17 protein-coding genes are annotated in these 24312 nt (G+C 62.8%); 2 read left to right on the top strand and 15 right to left on the bottom strand.

Annotated features, from left to right (window positions below):
- Positions 1-38: 38 nt before the first annotated feature.
- The 14 genes from AC0V2Y_RS11555 to leuS all read right to left on the bottom strand — a co-directional run bounded on the left by AC0V2Y_RS11555 (position 39) and on the right by leuS (position 21900).
- Positions 39-1949, bottom strand: a complete 1911-nt coding sequence (locus tag AC0V2Y_RS11555) for an SLBB domain-containing protein (protein ID WP_475414111.1) — start codon at positions 1947-1949, stop codon at positions 39-41.
- A gap of 55 nt (positions 1950-2004) precedes the next feature.
- The gene (locus AC0V2Y_RS11550; RefSeq protein WP_475414213.1) at positions 2005-4920 is read right to left on the bottom strand and encodes a YjbH domain-containing protein; all 2916 of its coding nucleotides are present in this window, start codon (positions 4918-4920) and stop codon (positions 2005-2007) included.
- A gap of 380 nt (positions 4921-5300) precedes the next feature.
- Positions 5301-6005, bottom strand: coding sequence for a DUF4197 domain-containing protein (locus AC0V2Y_RS11545; RefSeq protein WP_475414112.1), 705 nt, complete (start codon positions 6003-6005; stop codon positions 5301-5303).
- Positions 6006-6186: 181 nt separating this feature from the next.
- Positions 6187-7776 carry an SEL1-like repeat protein gene (locus tag AC0V2Y_RS11540; protein ID WP_475414113.1) on the bottom strand — a complete coding sequence of 530 codons (1590 nt, stop codon included), beginning with the start codon at positions 7774-7776 and terminating at the stop codon, positions 6187-6189.
- A gap of 2 nt (positions 7777-7778) precedes the next feature.
- The gene (locus AC0V2Y_RS11535) at positions 7779-9983 is read right to left on the bottom strand and encodes an EAL domain-containing response regulator (protein WP_326459796.1); all 2205 of its coding nucleotides are present in this window, start codon (positions 9981-9983) and stop codon (positions 7779-7781) included.
- Positions 9984-9988: 5 nt separating this feature from the next.
- Positions 9989-12142 carry an HDOD domain-containing protein gene (locus AC0V2Y_RS11530; protein WP_475414114.1) on the bottom strand — a complete coding sequence of 718 codons (2154 nt, stop codon included), beginning with the start codon at positions 12140-12142 and terminating at the stop codon, positions 9989-9991.
- Positions 12143-12345: 203 nt separating this feature from the next.
- Complete coding sequence (locus AC0V2Y_RS11525; protein ID WP_475414115.1) at positions 12346-13626, bottom strand: multidrug effflux MFS transporter; 1281 nt, start codon at positions 13624-13626, stop codon at positions 12346-12348.
- A 180-nt stretch (positions 13627-13806) separates the two neighbouring features.
- Positions 13807-15009 (bottom strand): THUMP domain-containing class I SAM-dependent RNA methyltransferase, encoded by a 1203-nt coding sequence (locus AC0V2Y_RS11520; RefSeq protein ID WP_475414116.1) that lies wholly within the window; start codon positions 15007-15009, stop codon positions 13807-13809.
- A gap of 197 nt (positions 15010-15206) precedes the next feature.
- The gene (locus tag AC0V2Y_RS11515; protein WP_475414117.1) at positions 15207-15827 is read right to left on the bottom strand and encodes a DsbA family protein; all 621 of its coding nucleotides are present in this window, start codon (positions 15825-15827) and stop codon (positions 15207-15209) included.
- A gap of 10 nt (positions 15828-15837) precedes the next feature.
- Positions 15838-16275, bottom strand: coding sequence for a CopD family protein (locus AC0V2Y_RS11510; protein WP_034745744.1), 438 nt, complete (start codon positions 16273-16275; stop codon positions 15838-15840).
- A 70-nt stretch (positions 16276-16345) separates the two neighbouring features.
- Positions 16346-17629 carry a glutamate-5-semialdehyde dehydrogenase gene (locus tag AC0V2Y_RS11505; protein ID WP_475414118.1) on the bottom strand — a complete coding sequence of 428 codons (1284 nt, stop codon included), beginning with the start codon at positions 17627-17629 and terminating at the stop codon, positions 16346-16348.
- An 11-nt stretch (positions 17630-17640) separates the two neighbouring features.
- Positions 17641-18657, bottom strand: a complete 1017-nt coding sequence (holA, locus tag AC0V2Y_RS11500; protein WP_058048018.1) for a DNA polymerase III subunit delta — start codon at positions 18655-18657, stop codon at positions 17641-17643.
- Positions 18658-18667: 10 nt separating this feature from the next.
- Positions 18668-19258, bottom strand: coding sequence for an LPS-assembly lipoprotein LptE (locus AC0V2Y_RS11495; protein WP_475414119.1), 591 nt, complete (start codon positions 19256-19258; stop codon positions 18668-18670).
- Positions 19259-19260: 2 nt separating this feature from the next.
- Positions 19261-21900 (bottom strand): leucine--tRNA ligase, encoded by a 2640-nt coding sequence (gene leuS / locus AC0V2Y_RS11490; RefSeq protein ID WP_475414120.1) that lies wholly within the window; start codon positions 21898-21900, stop codon positions 19261-19263.
- 132 nt (positions 21901-22032) lie between these two features.
- Here leuS and AC0V2Y_RS11485 point away from each other — a divergent pair, with 132 nt between their 5' ends.
- Complete coding sequence (locus tag AC0V2Y_RS11485) at positions 22033-22821, top strand: DUF6597 domain-containing transcriptional factor (RefSeq protein ID WP_475414121.1); 789 nt, start codon at positions 22033-22035, stop codon at positions 22819-22821.
- A gap of 77 nt (positions 22822-22898) precedes the next feature.
- Positions 22899-23264 carry a VOC family protein gene (locus AC0V2Y_RS11480; RefSeq protein ID WP_475414122.1) on the top strand — a complete coding sequence of 122 codons (366 nt, stop codon included), beginning with the start codon at positions 22899-22901 and terminating at the stop codon, positions 23262-23264.
- On the opposite strand, the gene AC0V2Y_RS11475 is transcribed toward AC0V2Y_RS11480, so the two are convergent.
- Entirely contained in the window at positions 23261-24157 is an 897-nt protein-coding gene (locus AC0V2Y_RS11475; RefSeq protein ID WP_475414123.1) for a LysR substrate-binding domain-containing protein, read from the bottom strand. The genes AC0V2Y_RS11480 and AC0V2Y_RS11475 overlap by 4 nt on opposite strands.
- Between the last annotated feature and the right edge of the window lie 155 nt (positions 24158-24312).

Here is a 24312-nt window from a genome sequence, read left to right as displayed (position 1 = left end):
AGTTTCACCTGCCAAGTCTGGCGCAATGGTCAAGAGCATTAATCTTTAAGAACCTTCAGGCCCGCTGCGCCCAAACCAAACTGATAGAAAATCGCAGTCCATTCCTTCAGGCTCTGCATAAACGTGCTGCGTTCGATTTTCTCGGGCACCACTACCGTGTCACCTGGATTAAGCGCCGTGCCGCCAATACCACTGAACCAGCCGGTTCCCTGGCCACTCTGCGCCGTGCCATCGGCCCGAATCACATACATTTCGGATTTATCTGCATTTGCGGTGATACCGCCAGCTTGCTGAACATAGTCGTTGACCGTACGTTGTGGGCGGTAAACGAAGGCGTTTTGCTGGAAGACGGAACCCAGCACATCCACAGTGCCGGGACGGCGCGGAATCATAATCGAATCACCGTCCTGCAGCGGCAGGTCGGGCAGATTCTTGACTTGCGTATCGACACCTGGCAGATCGAGAACAATACGGCCCTCAGCCTTGATGGTGCGCAGTTTTTGCACGATGCGGCGCTGCTGCTCCACTTCGGCTGCGGTCTTCGCTGCATTTTCCTTGTCACCAGATGCAGACATGCGCTGGGTCGCATTCGATTCCAGCTCCCGTTCAAAGCGGTCAGCCACCTGATTCAATTTGATCTGCTGGGCGCGACGTACGGATTCACGGTTCAACTGAGTGGCGTACAGGTAACCGTTTTCATTGGCGCCGCCGACACGGGCGATCAGCTCGCGCAGGGTTTCACCTTTTTTCAGCAGGAAAATACCGCTCTGCTTTGCTTCGCCAGCCACGCGCACGTATTCATTCTGGATTTGCGCCTGGACCGGTACGGCGCCTGGTGCGAACACGCGCAGGATATCGGTCGGCTTGACGGCAATGCCTGCCAACTGGCTGCTGGAGATACCTTTGTCAGCAACCAGGTCCAGTACGGTTCTATATTGATTGTCGATGTTCTTTTCGACGACGATTTGCTTGGTCTCTGCTGCCGAATCAAAACCACCAGCCCAGCTCAATACGTCGGCCAGTGTCGCACTGCCTTTCAACTCGAAAATGGCGGGCTGCTTCACGTTACCGGTCAGGGCTACCAGCGGGCCCACTTCAGGAATATAGATCACGTCGCCATCGCGCAAGGTGACGTCGCGGCTCTTGTCACCCTTGACCAGCATGTCATACAAGTCGAAGGTACTGACGGTATCCTTGCCGCGCTTGAGCTGGATATTGCGCATGCTGCCGGTAGCGTCCGGGCCACCCGATGTAAACAGGGCGTTGAGCAGGGTACTCATGGAATTCAAGGTATAGGTGCCAGGACGTACGGCATGGCCAACCACGTACACTTGCACGGCACGCGTTTGCGCGATACTCGCCGTCAGGTCGAAATTGGTGTAGATCTTGCCAATGGCTTTCTTCAGGTAGCCCTGCAAATCCTTGTACTGCACGCCGCTGACCTTGACGGATCCGACGCGGGGAATGAAGATCGCACCGCTGCGGTCGACCGTGGCACTGACGTCAATGTCAACCATGCCCCAGCCGCGTACCTGCAACTCGTCGCCCGTGCCGATCACATATTCCTGATTCACCTGGACACCATCGAGCGGCGCAAAGGTGGATGGCACATCGCCGAACAGATCCTTACCGAAGATGTTCAGTTTCTTACCCGTCACGCCATCGACATACTCTTCGAAAGCGCCAACCTTGGCCTCGGCCGCAGCCTGCTTGCTGAGATTATTGGCAGCCAGCGTTTTCGCTTGGCGCGGGTCGCTGCGGCCGCTACGGATACTAGGCAAGGTACCGGCACCCAATTCGCTTGCTTGTGAACGAGACGGGTTCGAGCGCGGCATGTCAGCCGTGTCCAGATCCTGCCCTGCGGCATAGGCCGAAGTTGCACCCAGCAGGAAAGCCGAGAAAATCACGTGTTTCACGAAAGGCGGGGGAGTACGAAGTTGCTTTTTCATGCTGGTCTTTGTCTGGATGAATGATGTTGTATGAGTAAAGGGGCGCGATACGCGTTTAATACTTGCCCTGCCAGGTCACGCTGATTTCTTTCGGTCCGGGATTGATCGACAGGCCCGATTTACTCTGGTCGCGCTGCGCGTGCCACAGCCAGCTGCCCATGGCGTAACCTATGATGCCGCCGGCGACCGTGTCGGAGACCCAGTGCTTGCGGCCAAACACGCGGCCGGCGGAACCGACGGCGGCCACGCTGTACAGCCATGGCGCATCGTATTCCTTGGCAAACGGCGTCACGGCGGCAAAGCCGATCGCGGCATGCGCGGAAGGAAATGAGGAATTCGAGCGGGACGTACCGCTGCCGACACGGCTCCACGCTCCGCGGTCTTCTTCCGGACGGGCGCGACCAAATGCATATTTTCCAGCCACCGCCACGCCCGTTGCCGCGGCAACCGATTGCAGGGAAATGAGTCCCGTATTTTGCAGGCGCTCATCGCCCAGGGCGAAAGCGGCGGCGGCGGCGCCCACTGCCGCGTAGGGCATGGCCTTGCCCAGCTTGTCCCAGTTGCGGTAGACCTTGGAATCTTCATGTTTCTTAACGAAACGGTCGACGGGTTTGTCGGCCAGCGCGGAAGCGACCACCACGCCGCCGATCAGGGCCGTGGCCTTGACCCACTCGGCCGGTTGGGGCAAGGCGGAAGACGACTGATCCAGGCGTGCGCGAAACGCCGGCCATGGGTTGACGAATGGCCGGTCCGGCGGATTGACGGCAGGCAGGTGCTGTTCGTCCGGGCGCTCGGCAAAATTGCCCAGGCCATCGTAGCTGTGCATGTCGGCGCGCGGACGCTCGAACATGTCGTACAGGTCGCCCGGCGAAGCCACCATCTGCCCGACGTCGCGCGTCCATGGCGAGATGGCGAAGCCGGCCGTCGATTGCGTGTCCATCGGCAACATGCTGTTCAGCGGTACGGACAGGAAAATACCGCGGTCCTGGTATGGCTTCGACGGCGTGCCAGGGCTGGTGATGTCGTTGCCGTTCGTATGCGTGTACCAGGCACCGACTTCGATACCGGACTGGAAGCGGCGCTTGAATTCCATGCGCACGCCCGTGTCTTTGGCCAGGAAGCGGCCGGCGCGTGCCGTCACGGTAATGTCGTGCGGCAAGCGGTAATGCAGGGAACCGATCGCCGTCACCGTCTTGTAGTCGCGCGAATCGAGCAATCCCTTGAATCCACGCTGCTGCAAGGCATCAACGGCCACGTCAGCCGCCCAGCGGCTATCCTTCGGCAAGTACAGCACCTGGCCGCCCACACCGCGGAACATGTCTTCATACAGGCCGGCCGACATGCGGGTATACACGCGTTCGGCGGGGTTGTTGTATTTGTTCAGCAAGACGCGGCTCAGCGAGAAACGCCCGCCGCGCAGGTATTCCGCCACATCGGTACGCACATGCGGCAAGTTGCTGTTCGATGGCTGCTTGACGCCCGACACCGTTTCCAGCAACTGCAGACTAGCGGCGGTATTCAGGTACAGGCCGTCGCCCAGGCGGCGGTCGTAATTGGCCACCGCCGAAATCGAATAGCGGAAGGCGCCGCTCGGGTCATTGAAGAAGAAGCCGACCTTGGGAGCGACCTTGAAACGGTTCGCCTCCCGGTCCAGCGACTTGATCTGCACCACGTCGCCGTCGACGCCGACACCGACGGCCAGCTTGCCATCGTCCTTGAGGACATCGGCGGGCTTGGCCGGAGCAGGTGCGGGGGCCGCAGCCAGTACCGGTGCGGGCGCAGGTGCCGGTGAAGACGTAGGTGAAAGCGCAGGCGCAGCGGCAACGACGGGCGCCGGCTTGTCGAGGAATTCCTGCAGCCAACCTTGCTGATCGTCCCGGATGACATCGCTTTTTTCCGGATAGCGCAGCAGCACGACGTCGAGGAAAGCCTTGCGGTCGATCTTGCCTGCCAAATAGTCATTCAGTTTGGGCAAATCGAAGAATTCGTAGGTGGCGATCGGCTGGTCCAGCTTGGTATACGTGATGCGCAGGGTCGTCACGCCCTTCGGCGTGAAGGCAACCGCCGTGCGCGCGGCACGGCCGACGGCGCGGCCCATGTTGGAAATACGGCTGTTGGTCAGGCTCAGGCTGAGGACATTGCCCTCTTGCTCGACGCGGATATTCTTGTAGTCCTGCTTCACGAGGGCATTGACCAGGTCGGCGCCATAGACGGCATCGCGGTGCCATTCTTCCTTGCTCGGCAGCGGCGGCGGATTCTTGTCGTCCACGAAATACGCTGGTTCGTACACCTTGGGGATGAACTCGCGTTCGCCAAATGGAATGCTGATAAAGGCGTTCACGCTGAACTGATCGCGGCTCCGGGCCGCTTGCAGGGCAAGCCAGCCCCAGCGGTATTCCAGGCCCACGGAAGCGCCCTTGCGACGCTTGCCCGCATTCGTTTCGCTGGCGCGGAAGTCGCGCAAGTAATTGGTGGTATCGTATTCGGCCACCACCGACCAGCGCGGCAGCGCGGCAGGAGTCCAGCGCGCGCCGGCAAACACGCCGTCCGGGCGTTTATGGGCATAGCCCAGGCTCGCTTCGATATTCTTGCTGGCGCCAAAAGTCTTGGTGGCAACGACATATTGCCCCTTGAACAACTCGGTACCGAACAGATCCGTCATGCCGACGGCGACAGACGGCATCCACTCCGTTTCCGTCCACAGGCGCAATTTCCCGTCGACGACCTTATCTTTGTAGCGGCCATAGCCGCTGCCATATTCGCCGGGCACATTGGTAAAACCGGGAATACCCGTGATCGACACATAACGTCCCGTCATCTGCAGGAAAGGCAGGATATTCGCCGTGGCCCATAACTGGCCATACGGACTGTCGTAGCTGTAGCCGACGCTGAAGGTGCCGTCCGTTTCCACCACGGCGCTGGGCATATTGATATAGCCGGATTGACCACCATGATTCGGGGTCGCGGCCATCACCGAAGGCGCGCCAAGCACCAGACAGCCACACCAGGTATATTTGATTGATTTTCTGAGTACGCTTAACAAATCCGGCTACCTAAAATATCCTGCATCTGGAATTCCTGAGAATATATTCAGAAAATCAATGAGCTTGGGGAAACGTGAATAAAACGAAAAAAGGCCAACCGACGGGCATGTTGCAATGCCACACATCAGTTCGCCACTAAAACCGGGCACTCCCAGGCAGCTGATCGTTGCTTAACCATGCCTCAGGAGTGTATGCCGCAGAATTTTAACATTGTTTTCTTGTAGCAAATGCTTAACTTGTTTCCCTTGCGCCACACCTGTCTCTGCCGCGCAAACGCCGTCTGCGGTCCTGCCGCACGCTGGAACGGTCACTTCAAACTGCCAAACACTTTGCCGATAATCTTGCTGCCGTAGGCAAGCGGATTACTGCGGATGGCTTTTTCTTCCTCGCCGATCATCAGGTACAGGCCGTCAAGCGCACGGTCCGTGACGTAGCCTTCCACCGTCGACTGCTGCTGCGGCACGAGTCCCGTCTTGCCGATCTGGCTCATGGTGCTGTTGTATTTACCGGCCAGGCCGGAACGGTCGGTGACGGATTTCACGATGGGCAGGAATTTGACGGCCAGGGGCGCCGATGTTTTCTGGCGGAAAAAGTCCGTCACCGACGTGTCGCCGCCGGACAGGATATTTTTCGCATCCGTCACGCTCATCGACTTGACCGCATCGAGCAGCAGGGGCTTGGCCATGGGCACGGCCGACTCGGCGGCACGGTTCATCGACACCACCAGATCGTCCAGCTGCTGGCCGCGGCCCGTCATTTTCAGCAAGGGTTTGGCTTGCTCCAGGATGCCGGGCAGCTTGATCTTGACCTTGTCGTTGTTCAGGAAACCATTTTCGATGCCCAACTTGGCAACGGCGGCGGCCGAACCGGCTTCCAGCGCCGCCTTCAAGCCATTGCTGGCATCCTGGTTGCTGAGGGCATCGAGGGGCCCGGCGGCGCCCGCGCCGGACGACAGCAGCGCCAGCGCACACAGGATGGCGGCCGGACGGCCAGGGAAAGGATTCAGGCGCATGGTTTTCCTTTTCAAAAGAATAGACGGACCACCTTCTTCAGGCACCTTAGCACATCAAAACTGCAAATGCCGCAGCAATTTTATGCGTCTGGGAGGAAACAAGGGGGCCGCAGATGGCGAAGGGAAAGGACTATACAGCACCTGCTGTTGTATTCGCGCACGCTAACGCGCGCGGCGCAGCTTAGCCTGCTATTGCCGCCAGTTGTTCGCGCACCCGCGCCAGATCCGTCTCGCGCATGCGTGTCGCCGTCTGGCGCAAGGATTTTTCCGCGCCGGCCACGCCGGCCGCCGCCGCCATCGACAGCCAGATATACGCCTGCTGCAAATCGAGCGGACTACCCTGGCCGCTGGCTGCCATCAGGCCCAGATTCATTTGTGCCCGCGCATGGCCCTGGCGCGCGGCCAGCGCATACCAGTCCCAGGCGGCGGCATAGTCCTGCGGTACGTCCTGGCCATTGTCATGCCGCAGGCCCAGCGCGAACTGGGCCAGGCTGTGGCCCTGCGCGGCGGCGCGGCAATAGCAGGCGCAGGCTTGCTGGCTGTCGGGCGCCGGTCCATCGTCGCGATCGTGCAACACGCCCTGCATGTACTGCGCGGGCGCGTAATCCTGTTCCGCGGCGCGACGGTACCATCCCAGCGCCAGCGACAGATCCTGCGGCACGCCCTGGCCATGTTCATAACGCAGGCCCAGGTCGAACTGCGCCCGCACATGCCCCTGGTCGGCCGCCTTGCGGTACCAGAAGATAGCTTCCTGCGCATCGGCTGGCATGCCCTGGCCATGCTCGTACAACAGTCCCAGCTGATACTGCGCGGCGGGAAAGCCCTGCTCGGCGGCCTGACGGTAAAACGCTTGCGCCTGGGCATAGTCCTGTGCGCCATGCTCATGGTGCAGGCCCAGGTTGTGCTGGGCCGCCGCATGGCCCAGTCCCGCCGCCTTGACATACCATTCCAGCGCCGCCTGTTTATCGCAGGGCACGCCCTGGCCATTGTCGTAGATCAGGCCCAGGTTGAACTGCGAACTGGCATGGCCCTGATCGGCCGCGCGCCGGTACCAGGCGATCGCCTGCCGGCTGTCCTGCGGCAGCACGTCGCCATTCTCATAGCGCAGCGCCAGGTTGAACTGGGCCGGCGCATACCCCTGCTCGGCCGCCTTGCGCATCCAGGCCGTCGCCTGCTGGCGGTCCTGCCGCACGCCCTGGCCATTGTCGTAGCGCAGGCCCAGGTTGAACTGCGCGCGCGCATAGCCCTGTTCGGCCGCCTTGCGGTACCAAGCGATGGCTTGCGCGAAATCCTGCGGCACGCCCTTGCCATTGTCATACATCATGCCCAGATTATTCTGCGCGCCCGCGTCGCCCTGTTCCGCCGCGCGGCTAAACCACAGCATGGCTTGCCCGCTATCTTGCGCGATGCCCTGGCCCTTGGCATACAGCCAGCCCAGGTTGTATTGCGCCGCCGCGTAGCCCTGCTCGGCCGCCTGCTGGTACCAATGCGCGGCCTGGACAAAATCCTGCGGCACGCCCTGGCCCTTCTGGCACATCACGCCCAGGTTGTACTGCGCGTGTTCGAGTCCCTGCGCGGCAGCCAGACCATACCAGTGCAGCGCCAGCGCATAGCTTTGGCCGATGCCCTGGCCATTGAAATACATGAAGCCCAGACTGTGCTGGGCATTCGCATTGCCCTTCTCGGCCAGCCCCTTCAGGCGCAGGTAGTCAGCCGTGTAATGAGCAGCCGTGTAATGCGCAGCCGTGTAGCGGGGATCGGCGAGCGACACGGTCAAGCCTCGATGGCCAGCGTCTGCGGCAGCGCGGGGGCGGCATCGGCGATCAGGCGGTTCTGCTCCTGCAGCACGCCGATGAAGCTGCCCAGCGAAATGGGACGGTGGTACAGATAGCCCTGCATCGTGGTGCAGCCCTTGTCCTGCAGGTAGCGCGCCTGGCCTTCCGTCTCCACGCCTTCAGCGATCAGGTGCAGGCCCAGGCCGCGCGCAATCGAGATGATGGCCAGGATGACGGGATAGTGTCCGTGCTCGTCGTGGATCTCCTTGACGAAGGACTGGTCGATCTTGATGGTGTGGATGGGGAAGCGGTGCAGGTACGACAACGACGAATAGCCGGTGCCGAAATCGTCGATGGCCACCGACACGCCCAGCTGGCACAGCTTGTTCAACTGCTCGATCGCATACTGCGGGTTGCGGATGCAGATGTTTTCCGTGATTTCCACTTCGATCTTTTCCGGCGCGATGCCGTAGCGCGTCAGCGCGCCGCGCATCTTCTCGAAAAAGTCGCCCCGGTCCAGGTATTGCGGCGACAAATTGAGCGACAGGCGCACGGCCTCGCCGCCGGCCGCGTTCCACTGCACCAGGTCGCGGCACAGGGCGCCCAGCATCCAGTCCGAGATCGGCAGCATCAAGCCGTTTTCCTCGGCGAACGGCAGGAATTCGCCGGCCGTCAGCAAGCCCCGCTGCGGGTGGTTCCAGCGCATCAGGCCTTCGGCGCCGACGATGCGGCCCGTCATCACGTCCACCTGCGGCTGGTAATACATCTCCAGCTGGTTCAGCTCCAGCGCCTTGCGCAGGCTCTGCTCGAGCGCGATCTTCTGGTGCGACACGTCGAGCATGGACTCGTGATAGAAACTGTGGCCGTTCTTGCCCAGCGCCTTGACCTGGTACATAGCGATGTCGGCGTGGCGCAGCAGCTCGTCGATGGTCTCGCCGTCGCCCGGATAGATGGCGATGCCGATGGACGCCGAAATATGCACCTGGTTGCCATCGAGGTCGAAAGGCTGGTGCAGGCATTCGAGGAATTTGTCGGCGATCAGGCGCGCATCCTGGCGGTCGCGCAGTTCCGGCAGCACGATGGTGAATTCATCGCCGCCCTGGCGCGCCAGCGTATCGCCGCGGCGCAAACAATCCTTCAGGCGCAGCGCCACCTGCTGCAGCAGCTCGTCGCCCTTCACGTGGCCGAGCGTGTCGTTGACCAGCTTGAAACGATCGAGGTCGATGAACATCACGGCCAGTTCCGTCAGCTTGCGCCGCGCCTGGATCACGGCCAGCCCCAGGCGGTCCTTGAACAGCATGCGGTTCGGCAGGTCCGTCAGGATGTCGTGGTAGGCCTGGTAGGAGATGACTTCCTCGGCGCGCTTGCGGTCGGTGATGTCGCGTGCCACGCCGTAGGTGCCGAAATACTCCTGCTTTTTCGCTTCGTGATCGTGGCCGTGCATGCCGATGGAATTGAGCGGAATCGTCATCAGCGTATTGCTGAAAGTCCGGTCGCTGCCGCTGCCGCTATGGCATTTCAGGCGCAGTTCCACGTTGCGCGAGGCGCGCTCGTCGAGGCGGCGCTCATTGAAGGCATAGCGCGCCCGCTCCTGATCTTCATCGTGCACGAGGATCGAATAATGGCTGCCGATCAGCTCTTCGCGGCTAAAGCCCAGCAACTGGTGCACCCGGTCGTTGATGAAGGTGATGCGGCCTTCGTGGTTCAGCGTATAGATGATGTCGGGCGAGCTGTCGACCAGGTAGCGGTACATCTTTTCCGAGTTTTCCAGCTGCAGCGCGATGCGCTCGTTCTCCAGCGCCAGCTTGCGCTTTTGCAGCGCGTTCTCCACCGTCTTGAGCAGCTCCTCGCGGCTGTACGGCTTGCGCAGGTAATCGTAGGCGCCGCGTTTCAGGGCACCGATGGCCGCCTCGATGCCGACGTCGCCGCTCATGACGATCACGTCGCCCTCGATGCCGCGCCGGTTAATGTGGTCCATAATTTCATGGCCGCTCATGTCGGGCAGGCGCAGATCGAGCAGGATCAGGTCGAAGCGCAGTTTCGACAACTGCGCCAGCGCCTCGCTGCCGCAGGTGGCCGTGTACAGCTGGTAGCCGCGGTCCTTCAGCAATTCGTGGAGGGAAGCGAGCAGACGGGGCTCGTCGTCGACCAGCAGGATGCGCGGGCTGTTTTCCAGGTCAAACGGAATGGCGGAGGAGTTCATGGACGTTACGAGGACAAGGCGGTATTGCCGGGCGCGGGCAGCGCGGCCGCGGCGCTCGCCGGCATGGGAATAGGCAGCAGGATTTCAAACGCGGTGCCGGACTTGCCGCTGCGGCAGCCGATCACGCCATGCAGGCGGGTGACCAGGTCATGCACGATGGACAAGCCCAGGCCGTGGTGCGCCCCTTCCTTGCTGCTGCGCACGGGCGAAAACAGATTGGCCAGCACGTCCGGCGCCAGGCCGGCGCCATTGTCGCTGACGCACAATTCCAGATACAGGCGCCGGTCGCGGTTGACGTGGCCACGGTTCGCCACTTCGATGCGCCCGCCATCGGGCAAGGCTTCGACGGCGTTTTTCAGCAGGTTGAGCAGGATTTGCTTGAGCATGCCGGCATCGGCCTCCACCTCGCATGGCGCGTCCTGCATGCGCGTGACCACCTCGATCTTCGGCGGCAGGAAGTCGGTGGCGCGGAACAGGCGCAGCACGTCGTCGACCACGCGCGCGCAATCGGTCACGCCGCTGGCGGCCACCGGCTGCAGATCGGCCAGGCCGCCGATCAACTGACCGACCCGGTCGATTTCCTCGTTCAGGATCGCCATCTCGCCCGTGACCGGCTCCTGCTTCTCCAGCTTGTGATCGAGCACGCTCAGGTAGTTCTTGATGATGGACAGCGGGTTATTCACCTCATGCACGACGCGACGCGACGCGGCGCGGTACTCCTCGGCCACGTGATCGAGCTGGCGCCGTGCCAGGCCGCGCGCGCTGATGGCCGCTTCCAGCGCCGTGGCGGCCTGGTTGGCATAGGCGCGCAGGAAACCCTCGCGCTTCTGGCAGGCGGGAATCTGCCAGGCCGCCACGCCGCCGATCAAGACGCCCAGGCTGCGCTGGCCCGACGCCAATGGCACGCAGACCAGGCTGTCGGTACCGAGAATGCGGAACAGCTGCTCCTCGACGATGCCCAGCGCCGGCATGTCGCGTTTTAAAAAGGCCAGCTGACACTCCAGCGCCGAGGCGGCCAGGGGCCCGCCCTTGGCCAGCGGGATCGAGAAGCCGGCCAAGCGCTGCTGATGTTCGCCCGCTGCCACGCCCACCAGCGCATGACCGGTGGGGTTTTGCAGCAGGATGACGGCCGTCTCGAAATCGAACAGGATGCGCGCCGAGCGCGTGACGGCTTCGAGCAGGCCGCTCTCGCCCTGTTGCCGGGCGAAGGTCTGGCCCACTTCCGACACCAGCACCATGTTGCGCACTTCGTCGGACAGACGCTGCTGCACCGGGTCGACGGCTGGCGGCGCATAGGCGGGCGGCGTGGCGATTTCGTCCGCGCCGGCCAGGTCGATGCCCAGGTGCTGCGCGGCCTGGACCACCTGGCGCGCGACGCTGCCGGCCAGTTCTTCCAGTACCCCGGCGTCCAGCGCGCACAGGCTTGCCGCCTGCGCGATCGATTCCGCATCGTCGGCATGGCAGCACAGCAGGTGCGCCAGGCGCACGATGCGGATCAGGGGATGGCTCGCTTCCAGGCGCGCCAGCGGTTCATGGTGATACAGCACGCTGTCGGCCAGGAAGGAGTCGAGATGCCAGCGTTCGATCAGCCAGGCGCCCGCTTCGGCATGCGTGATTTGCAAGGTGCGCTGCTCCACCGCGCACAGGGCGGCATCGTCGCGCGCCGTGAAGTTGAACGCGTATTCCTTCGGCGCCGTGGCCAGCAAGGCCAGGCGGCCCACGTTGTGCAGCAAGCCCGCCAGATACGCTTCCTCGACGTGCGGATACGCCATGGCCTTGGCCAGCGCGCGCGCCATGACGGCGGCCGACAGCGAGCTTTTCCAGAAGGCGCGCAGATCCGTGCTGCCGGAATGGGGAAAACTGCTGAAGGTCTGGAAGACGGATTCGCTGATGACCAGGGTCTTGATCATGTCCGTGCCCAGCGACACGAGCGATTGCTCCAGGCTAACGACCTTGCTCTGGCGATGGTAGGCCGAGCTGTTGGCCACGCCGAGGATCTTGCTGGTCATGCCCGCATCCTTGGCGATCAGGGCGGCCAGCTCCGGCATGCCGGCATCGTCGGCCTGCAGGTGGGCGATCAGCTTGATGAGGATCTGCGGCATGGCCGGCAGGCGGGCAATCAGCAGGCGATTGCGAATATCTTGATCAGATTGATGCATCGTATCAGGCATTGCCGGTTCGAAAAGGAAGAGCGCTCAGCAGCAAAGCGCGGCCACGTTCAGAGGAATCCTCCACTCCTGTAACCCAAAAAATGTCGCCTGAGAGGATGCCGGGAAAAGAGATCATCTTATCATAAGCGCCGGATATTACTTGCAATATAGAAAATTAAGTTGAAATAAATCCAGCGTTCTGCAGTGGAAACTTATGCCCTGAAGGAACCCAGCAAACGGTGGCGGAAGCGCCGCGATAGCAGCCACAGGGCCAGCGCCAGCCCCGTAAATGCCAGCTGACCCGACGCCAGCCACAGCACGGAACCGGACAGCAGGGGCGAGATCACGCCGGCCACCACGGCACCCAGCAAGGTGCTGGCAAACGACTGGCACGAGGCCACCGTGCCGCGGATGTGCGGGAACAGATCGAGCGCCAGCAGGGTCGCGCCCGGCCCCACCAGCGACATGCCGAAGGTATAGAAGAACAGGGGCAGCACCGACCAGGGCAAGGAGGGCGGCAGGAACAGGTGATACACGACATTGACGCTGGCGGCGCACAGCAGGAAGGCAAAGCCGATGCCGATCTGGCGCGCGAACGTGACCTTGCCGGCGATGCGGTTGGCCGCCGCGGCCCCCATGAAGATGCCGCTCACGCAGGGAATGAACAGCCAGGCGAATTGCGACGGCCCCAGGCCCAGCTGCTTGGGCAGCATTTCCGGCGCGGCCGTGATGAACAGGAACAGGCCCGCGAAATTGAGGGCGACGATGCCGGCCTTGATGTGGAACAGGGGCGAGCGCAGGATCTGGCCATAGCTCGACGCCAGGAAGCGGGGATTGAAGGGCTGGCGCTTTTCCATCGGCAGGGTTTCGGGCAGGCGCCAGTAGCAGAACGCCAGCAGCACCACCGTGTAGAAGGCGAGGAACAGGAAGATCGAGCGCCAGTCGAACCAGATGACGATCCAGCCGCCCAGGATCGGCGCCACGGCCGGCGCGATGGAAAAGATCATCGTCACCAGCGACAGCAGCCGCGCCGCCGCCGCATCGGCATACAGGTCGCGGATGATGGCGCGGCTGATCACCACGCCTGCGCCGGCCGAGACGCCCTGCATGATGCGGAAGAACCACAGGTAATGCACCGTGTGCGCCGAGGCGCAGCCGAGCGAGCCGATGGCAAACATCAGCAGGGAGACGAGAATGACGTTGCGCCGGCCGAAGGTATCCGAGATCGCGCCATGCCACAGCACCATGCCAGCGAAGGCCAGCATGTAGAACGTCAGCGACTGCTGCACTTCCAGCGGCGACGCCTGCAGCGAACCCTGGATCGCGCCAAACGCGGGCAGATAGGTGTCGATCGACAGGGGCCCCAGCATCGACAGCCCGGCCAGCATCATCGCCAGCGCACCGCGGCTCAGTGGCGCCATGTGGCTCGGTGTGGGAGGCGGAACGGGCGTGACCGGGTCGGGCGGCACATCGGCCGGAGGGGTGGGAAACATGGCGGGTCCAAAGTGGCGCGCGGACCGGTTTCGGTCCGCGCGCGTGATACAGCATTTTTTAGCGCTTAAAACATTTGAGAAAACCGTAGCGAGCGGCCGCCAATTGTGGCCGAGAAGCGCAACCGTACGAAAGTACGGTGAGCATCGCAAGCCGCAAGTGGCAACGCGCAGTAGGTTTAATCAAATGTTTTTTGGTTTGGCTTCTTCGCGACGGTTGTAACCGGCCACCATATCGAAGCGGAACAAACGGCATTCCAGCGCGCCGTTGAAGAAAGGCGTCTTGCGCGCTTCCTTCAAACGCAGCAGCTTGGGCAGGCCCAGGTCGGCCGTGAACAGGAACACGGTCCAGCCGGCGAAACGCTGCTTCAGGGTCGTGCCCATGGCCGAATAGAACGACGTCGACAGTTCATCTTCGGGGATGGTGCTGTCGCCGCGCACGCCGATACGCTCGCCGTACGGCGGGTTGGTCAGCATGATGCCCGGCACGTCGCTTGGCGGCTTGACTTCCTGCGCCTCGATCTGCTTCAGGGGTACGTCGAAGCGCACGCCGGCGCAACGCAGGTTATGGCGCGTCATGGCGACCATGTCGCCCGAAATGTCGCTGCCGAAAATGGTCGGTTCGGCCGGCAGCGGATTGACCTTGATGGCGTTTTTCATGGCATTCCACGGCGCCGGATCGAAGTCGTGGAAGTTTTCAAACGCGAACTGGCGCGAGGCGCCCGGCGGAATCCCCTGCAGCATCTGCGCCGCTTCGGCCAGGATGGTGCCGGAACCGCACATCGGGTCGAACAGCACCATGCCAGGCTTCCAGCCCGACACGCGCAGCAGGCCGGCGGCCAGATTTTCGCGCAGCGGCGCGTCGCCCGTCTCTTCGCGCCAGCCGCGCTTGAACAGGGCTTCGCCCGAAGTGTCGAGGTAGACGGTGAACGTGTGCGCGTCGAGGAAGCCGACGATGCGCATGTCCGGCGTCTTGGTGTTGACCGATGGACGCTCGTTGAACTGGTCGCGGAAACGGTCGCAGATCGCATCCTTGATTTTCAGTGTCGTGAATTCCAGGCTGCGCAGCGGCGATTTGACGGCCGTGACGTCGACGCGGATCGTGTGATGCACGCCGAACCAGTCTTCCCAGGCTTGCGCCAGGGTCAGGTCGTAAATATCGTTTTCCGTCTTGTAGCCGGAATGGGCCATGCGCATCAGCACGCGCGAAGCGATGCGCGAATGCAGGTTGATGCGGTAGGAATCGAGCAGGTCGCCCGAACAGTGGACACCGCCCGGCACCTGGTTGTGGACCTTCATGGTCGCACTATCCTGGGCGATCTCGCCCAGTTCCTCGGCCAGCGCCGCTTCCATGCCGCGCGGGCATGGGCAAAAATATGAAGCCATGGTGTACCTTTTATCCGTTGAAAAACAATTAACTAAAAATTTCAAAACTTGTCGGATTACGCGCGCAGCGCCAATCCGTCCTACATCCAATATCTTGCGCAGGTCGGCGTAGGTTGGCGTAGGTCGACTTAGCCCGCCAGGGCGTAAGCCGACATGCCGCACACTGCGCCTGTCGGATTACGCGCGGCTTTGCCACGCTAATCCGACCTACCCAGCGCGCGCTCGACAAAGTCGAGGCGGTCCTGGCCCCAGTACCCTTCGCCATCGACGATGTACCACGGCGAACCGAAGACGCTGGCGGCCGTGGCCGCTTCCGTGTTGGCGTCGTATTCGGCCTGCACGCTGGCCGTCTCCGACGTTTTCAGCAGCTGGCGGCCATCGAAACCGGCATCGAGCGCGATCTGCACCAGGGTTTCCTCGTCGCCGATGTTGCGCTCTTCGGCCCACAGGCCGCGCATGATGGCGTGCGCCAGGTTCAGCGATGCTTCCACGCCGTGCGCCAGGCGCGTGGCGATGATCAGCTTGGCCGACGCTTCCGGCGACACGGGAAAGAACTTCGGCTGCAGGGTCAATGGCACTTGCAAAAAGGCCGACCAGCGCGCCAGCTCGGCCAGGCGGTACGCCTGGCGCTGCGGTGCGCGCTTGGCCAGCGGCAGGCCGCCCGAGACGCTGAAGACCTTGCCCAGGTCAAAGGGACGCACGTCGATCTGCGCACCCGTCTTCGCGGCGATGGCCATCAGGCGCGCATGCCCCAGGTAGGTCCATGGCGAGTGAGGCGCAAAAAAATACTGCACGACTTTGCTCTGGCTTGCACTCATCTCGACTCCCTTAGAAAGGCTTGACCACGACCAGCACGACGACGGCCAGCAGCATCACCACCGGCACTTCATTAAACCAGCGGAACCAGGTGTGGCTACGCTTGTTGAGACCTTTTTCAAACTTGCGCAGGATGGAACCGCAGGCGTGGTGATAGCCGAGCAAGAGCACCACGAACGTCAGCTTGGCATGCATCCAGCCCGGCATCTTCATGCGGCCTTCGCCCCCGCCGTACAGCATCCACATCAACGCGAGCCCCAGCACCATGGCCGGCAGCGCCAGCAGGGACATGAAGCGGTACAGCTTGCGCGCCATCAGCAACAGGCGCTCGGTCGCCACCGTTTCCGTCTCCATCGCCAGGTTCACGAAGATGCGCGGCAAGTAAAACAGGCCGGCGAACCAAGACATGACGAAGATGATGTGGAAGGCTTTGGTCCAGAGAAAGAGCATGGGGTTCCCAGTGTCGGAGGTGGAGAAAAATGAGAGCACGGGCCGCCTTGTGGGCAGCCCGCGAAAGAGGCTACTTACGGACTTCGCCGTGGCCAAAGACCACGTATTTGAGCGAGGTCAGGCCTTCCAGTCCCACCGGACCGCGCGCGTGCAGCTTGTCGTTCGAGATGCCGATCTCGGCGCCCAGGCCATATTCGAAGCCGTCGGCGAAACGCGTCGAGGCGTTCACCATCACCGAGGCGGAATCGACTTCGCGCAGGAAGCGCAGCGCATCGCTGTAGTCTTCCGTGATGATGGATTCCGTGTGCTTCGATGAATACCGGTTGATGTGGTCCATCGCTTCGTCGATGCCGTCGACCACCTTCACCGACAGGATGGCGGCCAGGTATTCGGTGGACCAGTCTTCCTCGGTGGCCACTACCAGGTGCGGATAAGCGGCGGCGGCCAGGATCGCATGGCTTTCCGGATCGGCGCGCAGTTCCACCTGTTTGGTCAGATACAGTTCGGCCAGCTGCGGCAGCACGGTGGCGGCGATGGCGCGCGACACGAGCAAGGTTTCCATGGTGTTGCAGGTGCCGTAGCGGTGGCACTTCGCGTTGAAGCCGATATCGATCGCCTTCCTGATATCGGCCTTGGCGTCGATGTAGACGTGGCAGATGCCGTCGAGGTGCTTGATCATCGGCACGGTGGCCTCTTCCATCAGGCGCGCGATCAGACCCTTGCCGCCGCGCGGCACGATGACGTCCACGTACTGCGGCATGGTGATCAGGGAGCCGACGGCGGCGCGGTCGGTGGTGTCGATCACTTGCACGGCATCGGCAGGCAGGCCTGCTCCCAGCAAGCCCTCGGCCACTAGCTTGGCCAGCGCGCGGTTGCAGTGAATCGCTTCCGAGCCGCCGCGCAAGATCGTCGCGTTGCCGCTCTTGATGCACAGGCCGGCCGCGTCCACCGTCACGTTCGGACGCGCTTCATAGATGATGCCGATGACGCCCAGCGGCACGCGCATCTGCCCCACCTGGATGCCCGTCGGGCGGAATTTCATGTTCGAGATTTCGCCGATCGGGTCGGCCAGCGATACGATTTGCGTCAAGCCCTCGACCATGGTGGCGATGGCGGCGTCGGACAGGGTCAGGCGGTCGAGCATGGCCGGCGCCAGGCCGGCGGCGGCTGCCGCATCGAGGTCGCGCTGGTTGGCCGCGCGCAGCAGGTCGGCATCGCGCACGATGGCGGCGGCGATCAGGCTCAAGGCGCGGTTGCGCGTGGCGCTGTCGGCACGCGCCATGGCGCGCGAAGCGGCACGCGCGCGCGTGCCCACGTCCTGCATATATTCTGTGATGTCCATGCTCGTATCCATATAGTAAAAAACTAGCCTCGGGCGATCTTCAGTCCCAGCTGCAGCATGGCGTCCCAGGCATCGCCCGCGTAGCCCTTGGCGCGCAAGCCCTTGATCATCTTGTCCACCTGCGCCGCCTGCTGCAGCGCCGCTTCCAGCACAGGCAGCGAAATGCGCCGCAGGGCCGGTTCCATCATCCGCTCGCGCGGACCCCAGATGCGGTATTCCTTCAGCAGCGCGCCCAACGGACGCCCTTGCGCCATGCCGGCCTTCAATTTTAACAGCGTGCGGATTTCTTCGGAGACGGCCCACAAGACCAGCGGCAGCGCCTCGCCCTCGCCTTTCAAGCCTTCGAGCATGCGCACCAGGCGCGCCGGATCGCCGGCCAGCATGGCTTCGGACAGCTTGAAGACATCGTAGCGGGCCACGTTCAGCACCGCGTCCTGCACTTGTTCGTACGTCAGCTTGCCCGCAGCATGCAGCAAGCCCAATTTCTGGATTTCCTGGTGCGCCGCCAGCAAATTGCCCTCCACCCGTTCGGCGATGAAGTCGATGCTGGCACGCTCGGCGCTTTGCCCCTGCGCGGCCAGGCGCTGGGATATCCACGCCGGCAACTGTGCCCGTTCCACATTCGGAATGTCGATATACACGGCCGCCTGCTGCAGGCTGGCGACCCAGGCCGCCTTTTGCGTGGCCCAGTCCAGCTTGGGCAAGGTGATCAGGGTCAGGTTGTCGGGACTGAGGTTTTTCGCGTAGCTTTGCAGCGCCGCGCCGCCATCCTTGCCCGGCTTGCCCGTGGGGATGCGCAGTTCGATCAGTTTTTTATCGCCGAACAGCGACAGCTCCTGGTTCGCCGCCAGCAGTTCACCCCACTTGAAGCTGCGCTCCACCGTCAGCACGTCGCGCTCGGAGTACCCCTGCGCGCGCGCCGCGCGGCGGATCTTGTCGGCCGCTTCCAGCGCCAGCAGGTGTTCGTCGCTGGTGATCACATACAGCTGCGCCAGCGGCTTGGCCACATGCCCATCGAGCGCGTCTATCCGCAATTGCATGGCGTCCCCGTTACTGCTGCGGGGCGACCGGCGTCACGGGCGCCACCGGCGCCACCGACATGGCCGGCAGCACCGGCTTGATGGCGGCCAGGCGGCGCATGATCTGCTGCACCATGTCGTTGCGCATGTCGCGGTACAGCGCCGCTTCCTCGGTTTCCTTGGCCAGCACCTGCGACTCGTCGAAGGTGATCGGACGCACCAGGCTGATGGTCGTCGGCGCCAGCAACTGGTTGCCGGCCTTGTCCAGCACGCGGAAATTGATCGAGTAACCGAGCTGGTACTCTTGCACGCGGCCATTTTTGTTCAGCGACAAAATGGTCTTGGTACGATTCCTCTCCGGGTCGGTGAGCACCTCAAGGACGGCGTCGGCGCCATCCTTGGTATTGACCACCTCCGTGCTGCCAATGGCGCGGATATAGCGCTTCAGGCCGATCGCCAGCGGCGACGTGTCGGGCAAGCCGATGTACATCGTCGCGAACGGCAGCATGAAGCTGCCGTTCGAACCGCGCAAATGAAAGCCGCAGGCCGACAGCAGGACGGTCAGGCCCAGCGCCAGCACGGCGCGGCGGCCCAACAGCGATACTTGAGAGGAGGTCGTCATGATTACACCACGATGCTGATTAACTTGCCTGGCACGACGATGATCTTTTTCGGCGTGGTCTCGACGTACTTCCGCACACTTTCGCACGCCAGCGCGGCCGCCTCGATGCTGGCCTTGTCCGCATCCTTGGCCACCGTGATCGAGCCGCGCAGCTTGCCGTTCACCTGGATCATCATCTCGATCTCGGACTGCTCCAGTGCCTGCGGGTCGACCTGCGGCCATGCCACGTTCAGCAGGTCGCCGTGTACGCCCGCATAGCCCAGCTCTTCCCACAAGACGTGGGTGATGTGCGGCGCGACGGGATTGAGCAGGCGCAGGAAGATGGAGAAGCCTTCGGCGATCAGCGCCTTCGACTGCGCGCTATCGTCCAGCTTGGCCGATTCCAGGGTGTTGAGCATCTTCATGCAGGCCGACACCACGGTGTTGTACTGGATGCGCTTCAAGTCGTAATCGGCTTGCTGCAGCAGCTTGTGCAATTCGCGGCGCAGGTTTTTCTGCGCGTCGCCCGTGGCCGGTGCGGCGCCGCCAGCCAGTGCGGCCTGGATCGTCGCCGACTGGGCATAGCCGAAGTTCCACACGCGGCGCAGGAAGCGGTTCGCGCCTTCGACGCCGCTGCCCGACCATTCCAGCGTCTGTTCCGGCGGCGAAGCGAACATGGTGAACAGACGGGCCGTGTCGGCGCCGTACTGCTCGATCTGCGCTTGCGGGTCGATGCCGTTGTTCTTCGACTTCGACATCTTTTCCGTGCCGCCGATTTCCACCGGCTGGCCGTCGGCCACCAGGACGGCGCTTTGCGGGCGGCCCTTGTCGTCGAGCGACAGGCGCACGTCGTCCGGGTTGAACCAGGTGGTCTTGCCCGCGGCGTCCTTGCGGAAATACGTTTCGTTGAGCACCATGCCCTGCGTCAGCAGGTTGACGAAAGGCTCGTCGAACTTGACCAGGCCGAAGTCGCGCATGATCTTGGTCCAGAAGCGCGCGTACAGCAAGTGCATGACGGCGTGTTCGATGCCGCCGATGTACTGGTCCATCGGCATCCAGTAATCGTTGCGCGCGTCGACCATGGCGTCGTTCGAGCCTGGCGAGGTATAGCGCATGTAGTACCACGACGAATCGACGAAGGTATCCATGGTGTCCGTCTCGCGGCGCGCCGGCTTGCCGCACTGCGGGCAGTCGCACTGCAGGAAAGCTTCATATTTGTTCAGCGGGTTGCCCGTGCCGTCCGGCACGCAGTCTTCCGGCAACACCACCGGCAGGTCTTTTTCCGGCACCGGCACCACGCCGCAATCGGCGCAATGGATCATCGGGATCGGCGTGCCCCAGTAGCGCTGGCGCGAAATGCCCCAGTCGCGCAGGCGGAACGTGGTTTTCTTTTCGCCCAGGCCCAGTTCCGCCAGGTCGGCGGCCACCGCGTCGACGGCGGAAGCGAAATGCAGGCCGTCGTATTTGCCGGAAGCGACGCACACGCCATCCTTGCTGCCATACGATTCCTGCCAGGCGTCCGTCGAAAATTCCTGGCCCTTGACTTCGATCACTTGCTTGATCGGCAGATTGTATTTCTTGGCAAAGCCGAAATCGCGTTCGTCGTGCGCCGGCACGCCCATCACGGCGCCGTCGCCGTAGGTGATCAGCACGTAGTTGCCGACCCAGACTTCCACCTGCGCGCCCGTCAGCGGATGGGTGACGAACAGGCCGGTCGGCATGCCCTTCTTCTCCATCGTCGCCATGTCCGCTTCGATCACGGAGCCCAGCTTGCATTCGGCGTTGAAGGCGGCCAGCGCAGGATTGCTTTGCGCGGCGTGGATGGCCAGCGGGTGCTCGGCGGCCACGGCGCAGAAGGTCACGCCCATGACGGTGTCCGGGCGGGTAGTAAAGACGTACAGCTTGCCGTCCCCGATCAGGGCGCCGTTCGCGTCCTTGATCTCATGCGGGAAGGCGAAGCGCACGCCCGTCGACTTGCCGATCCAATTGGTCTGCATGGTGCGCACGCGCTCGGGCCAGCCCGGCAGCTTGTCGTCCACATAGGCCAGCAGCTCTTCCGCGTAATCGGTGATGCGCGCGTAGTACATGGGGATTTCGCGCTTTTCGATCAGCGCGCCGGAACGCCAGCCCTTGCCGTCGACCACTTGTTCGTTGGCCAGCACGGTCTGGTCGATCGGGTCCCAGTTCACGGTACCGGTCTTCTTGTAGATGATGCCTTTTTCCAGCATCTTGAGGAACATCCACTGGTTCCATTTGTAGTATTCAGGCTTGCAGGCGGTCATTTCGCGCGACCAGTCGATCGCCAGGCCCATCGATTCCATCTGCTGTTTCATGTGGGCGATGTTCGAATACGTCCATTGCGCGGGCGGCACGTTGTTGGCCATGGCCGCGTTTTCCGCCGGCATGCCGAACGCATCCCAGCCCATCGGCATGAGCACGTTGTAGCCGTTCATGCGCAGGTAGCGGTACATCACGTCGTTGATCGTATAGTTGCGCACGTGACCCATGTGCAGCTTGCCCGAAGGGTAAGGCAGCATCGAGCAGGCAAAATACTTGCCTTTTGGGAAACGCGGGTCGTGTTCGACGGCTTTATAGGCGTCGATCGCCTTCCAGTGCGATTGGGCGGCTTGTTCGACGTCGGCGGGACTATATTTATCTTGCATGATGTGCGGCCAATAGTGGATATGAACCGAGCATTATACTGGTTGTCGCCGCCCGATAGCGCGGCGCGCTGGCGGCCCGGGCCGGCAAATTTTGGCAAGCGCACAATTATGCTGTGTAATATATGGGCAATCTTGTTCTTTGCATCAAAGCCGGCCATGATCGTCTACCAGGAATATCCGCCCCTCCCCGCCCTGCGGCCCTGGCTGGACTGCGTCTGGACCTGCCGCGTGCAGACGGGCGCCACGCCCCTGACGCACCAGGTCTTGCCCGACAATTGCATCGATATTTTGTGCCAGGACCAGCAGGACGCCAGCTTTGCCGTCGGCATGATGACGACGCCGATTGCCGTCGTCAGCCAGGGCCTCGTGCAGACGGTGGCGGCCCGCTTCAAGCCGGGCGCGGCGGCACGCTTCTTCCAGCTGCCCTTGTGCGAACTCAATGATGGACGTGCCGATCTGCGGCAGCTGTGGGGCCGCGAGCTGGCGGCGCGCCTGGGCGACGCCCTGTGGAGCGAACCCTTGTCCAACGCGCAAAGAATTGCCATTTTGCAAGATTATCTGCTGCTGCGCCTGCGCGCCGCGCCGCCACGGCGCCAGGCCGGCGTGGCCGACCATGCCATCGCGGCCATCGAGCGCGCATGCGGCCAGGTGCGCGTGGACGGCCTGGCGCAGCAGCTGGGGGTGTCGCGCCAGCACCTGGCGCTGCAATTTCGTCAGCACGTGGGCATCAGCCCGAAGCTGTTTGCCCGCATCTGCCGTTTCCGGGCCGCCAGCGCTGGCTTGAAAAGCCTGCCGCAGCAGCCGGATTGGGTGCAAGTGGCCTTGCAATACGGCTATTTCGACCAGTCGCACCTGATCCACGACTTCCAGGAATTCACCCGCCGCTCGCCCGAAGCGTGGCTGACGGGCCGACGCGCGTGAGCACCTTCCATTTTTCCAATCGCGCGGCGCGCGCCGGTGGCATGATGGCGTTATTCTTCATTCACCAGGAGCAGAACATGATCAAGGGTTTACGCACCGTCACCTATCCCGTCCCCGACCTGGAGCAGGCCAAGGCCTGGTACAGCCAGGTGTTCGGCACGGCACCGTATTTCGACCAGCCGTTCTATGTCGGCTTTGCCATCGGCGGCTTCGAGCTGGGCCTGCTGCCGGACGGCCAGCCCGGCACGCAGGGCAGCGTGACGTACTGGGGCGTGGACGGCATCGAGCAGGAGGTCGAGCGCATCGTGGCACTGGGCGGCACCCTGCATCACCCGATCACGGACGTGGGCGACGGCATCCGCACGGTGGAATTGCTCGACCCGTTCGGCAATCAGATCGGCCTGATCGACAATCCTCACTTCGATACGGCCAAGGTCGTCTAGGCCGCCTCGCCTTGCAGCCATAGCCGGAACTGCTGCAAGGCCAGCTTTTCATGCGCCGCCTCGGGCGTGATCAGGTAATACGCGCGCTGGCCGCGCAGTGGGCGCTCGCATGCGATGCGTAGCTCGCCGCGCGCCAGTTCCGCCTCCACCAGCATACGGGGCAGCAAGACCACGCCCTGCCCCTGCACGGCCGCCATGGCCAGCATGGAAAACAGCTCATAGCGCGCGCCGTAGCGCGCCCCTTCTCCATCGACCTGCATGGCGTCAAACCACTGGCGCCAGGCACCCGGGCGCGTACTTTGTTGCAACAAAGTCAGGTCCAGCAAATCCTGCGGCTGCCAGGCGCTGCGCGCCGCCAGCAGGCGGGGGCTGGCGACGGGCACGATTTCTTCATGCATCAGCAAGGTGGCGCGCGTGCCGGGCCAGCGCGCCAGCTGCTCGGGCGTGCCCGCGTACAGCGCGCCGTCGTATTCCGTATCGGCAAACATGAACGGTTTCGTGTAGGCATCGATATGCACGACGATGTCCGGGTGCATGCCCGCCAGTGATGACAGCCGCGGCATCAGCCAGCGCGTGGCAAACGTGGGTACCGAGGCCAGCTGCAAGGTCCCGCCACCGCCCTGGCGCGCCATGGTGTCGAGCGTGTCGCGCTCCAGTCCATCGAGGCGGGCCGCGATCTGCCGCGCATACGCGGCGCCGGTGCTGGTCAGCAGCACGCCATGGCGCGTGCGCTGGAACAGTTGCACGCCAAGAAAGCTTTCCAACGATGAAATCTGGCGCGACACGGCGCTTTGCGTCAGCGACAGTTCGCGCGCCGCGTGCGTGTAGCTCTGGTGGCGCGCGGCCGCCTCGAAACAATTTAGCGCCTGCAGCATGGGAATTTTGCGTGACATGGGGGTATCCGGCCGGTGAAATTCCTCTAGTATGCCGCAAGATATGCGTAGCACGCATGTCTGGGTGCGAAAAAATCGTTTGCGCAAGGCTAGGCAAGAACCTACCATGAGCCATATTCAATCTTGCGCCGATCACCGGCGCTCACCTGCGAGGC

It is taken from the genome of Janthinobacterium sp. BHSEK (assembly GCF_056174685.1).
This window is presented reverse-complemented; position numbering and strand designations above follow the sequence as displayed.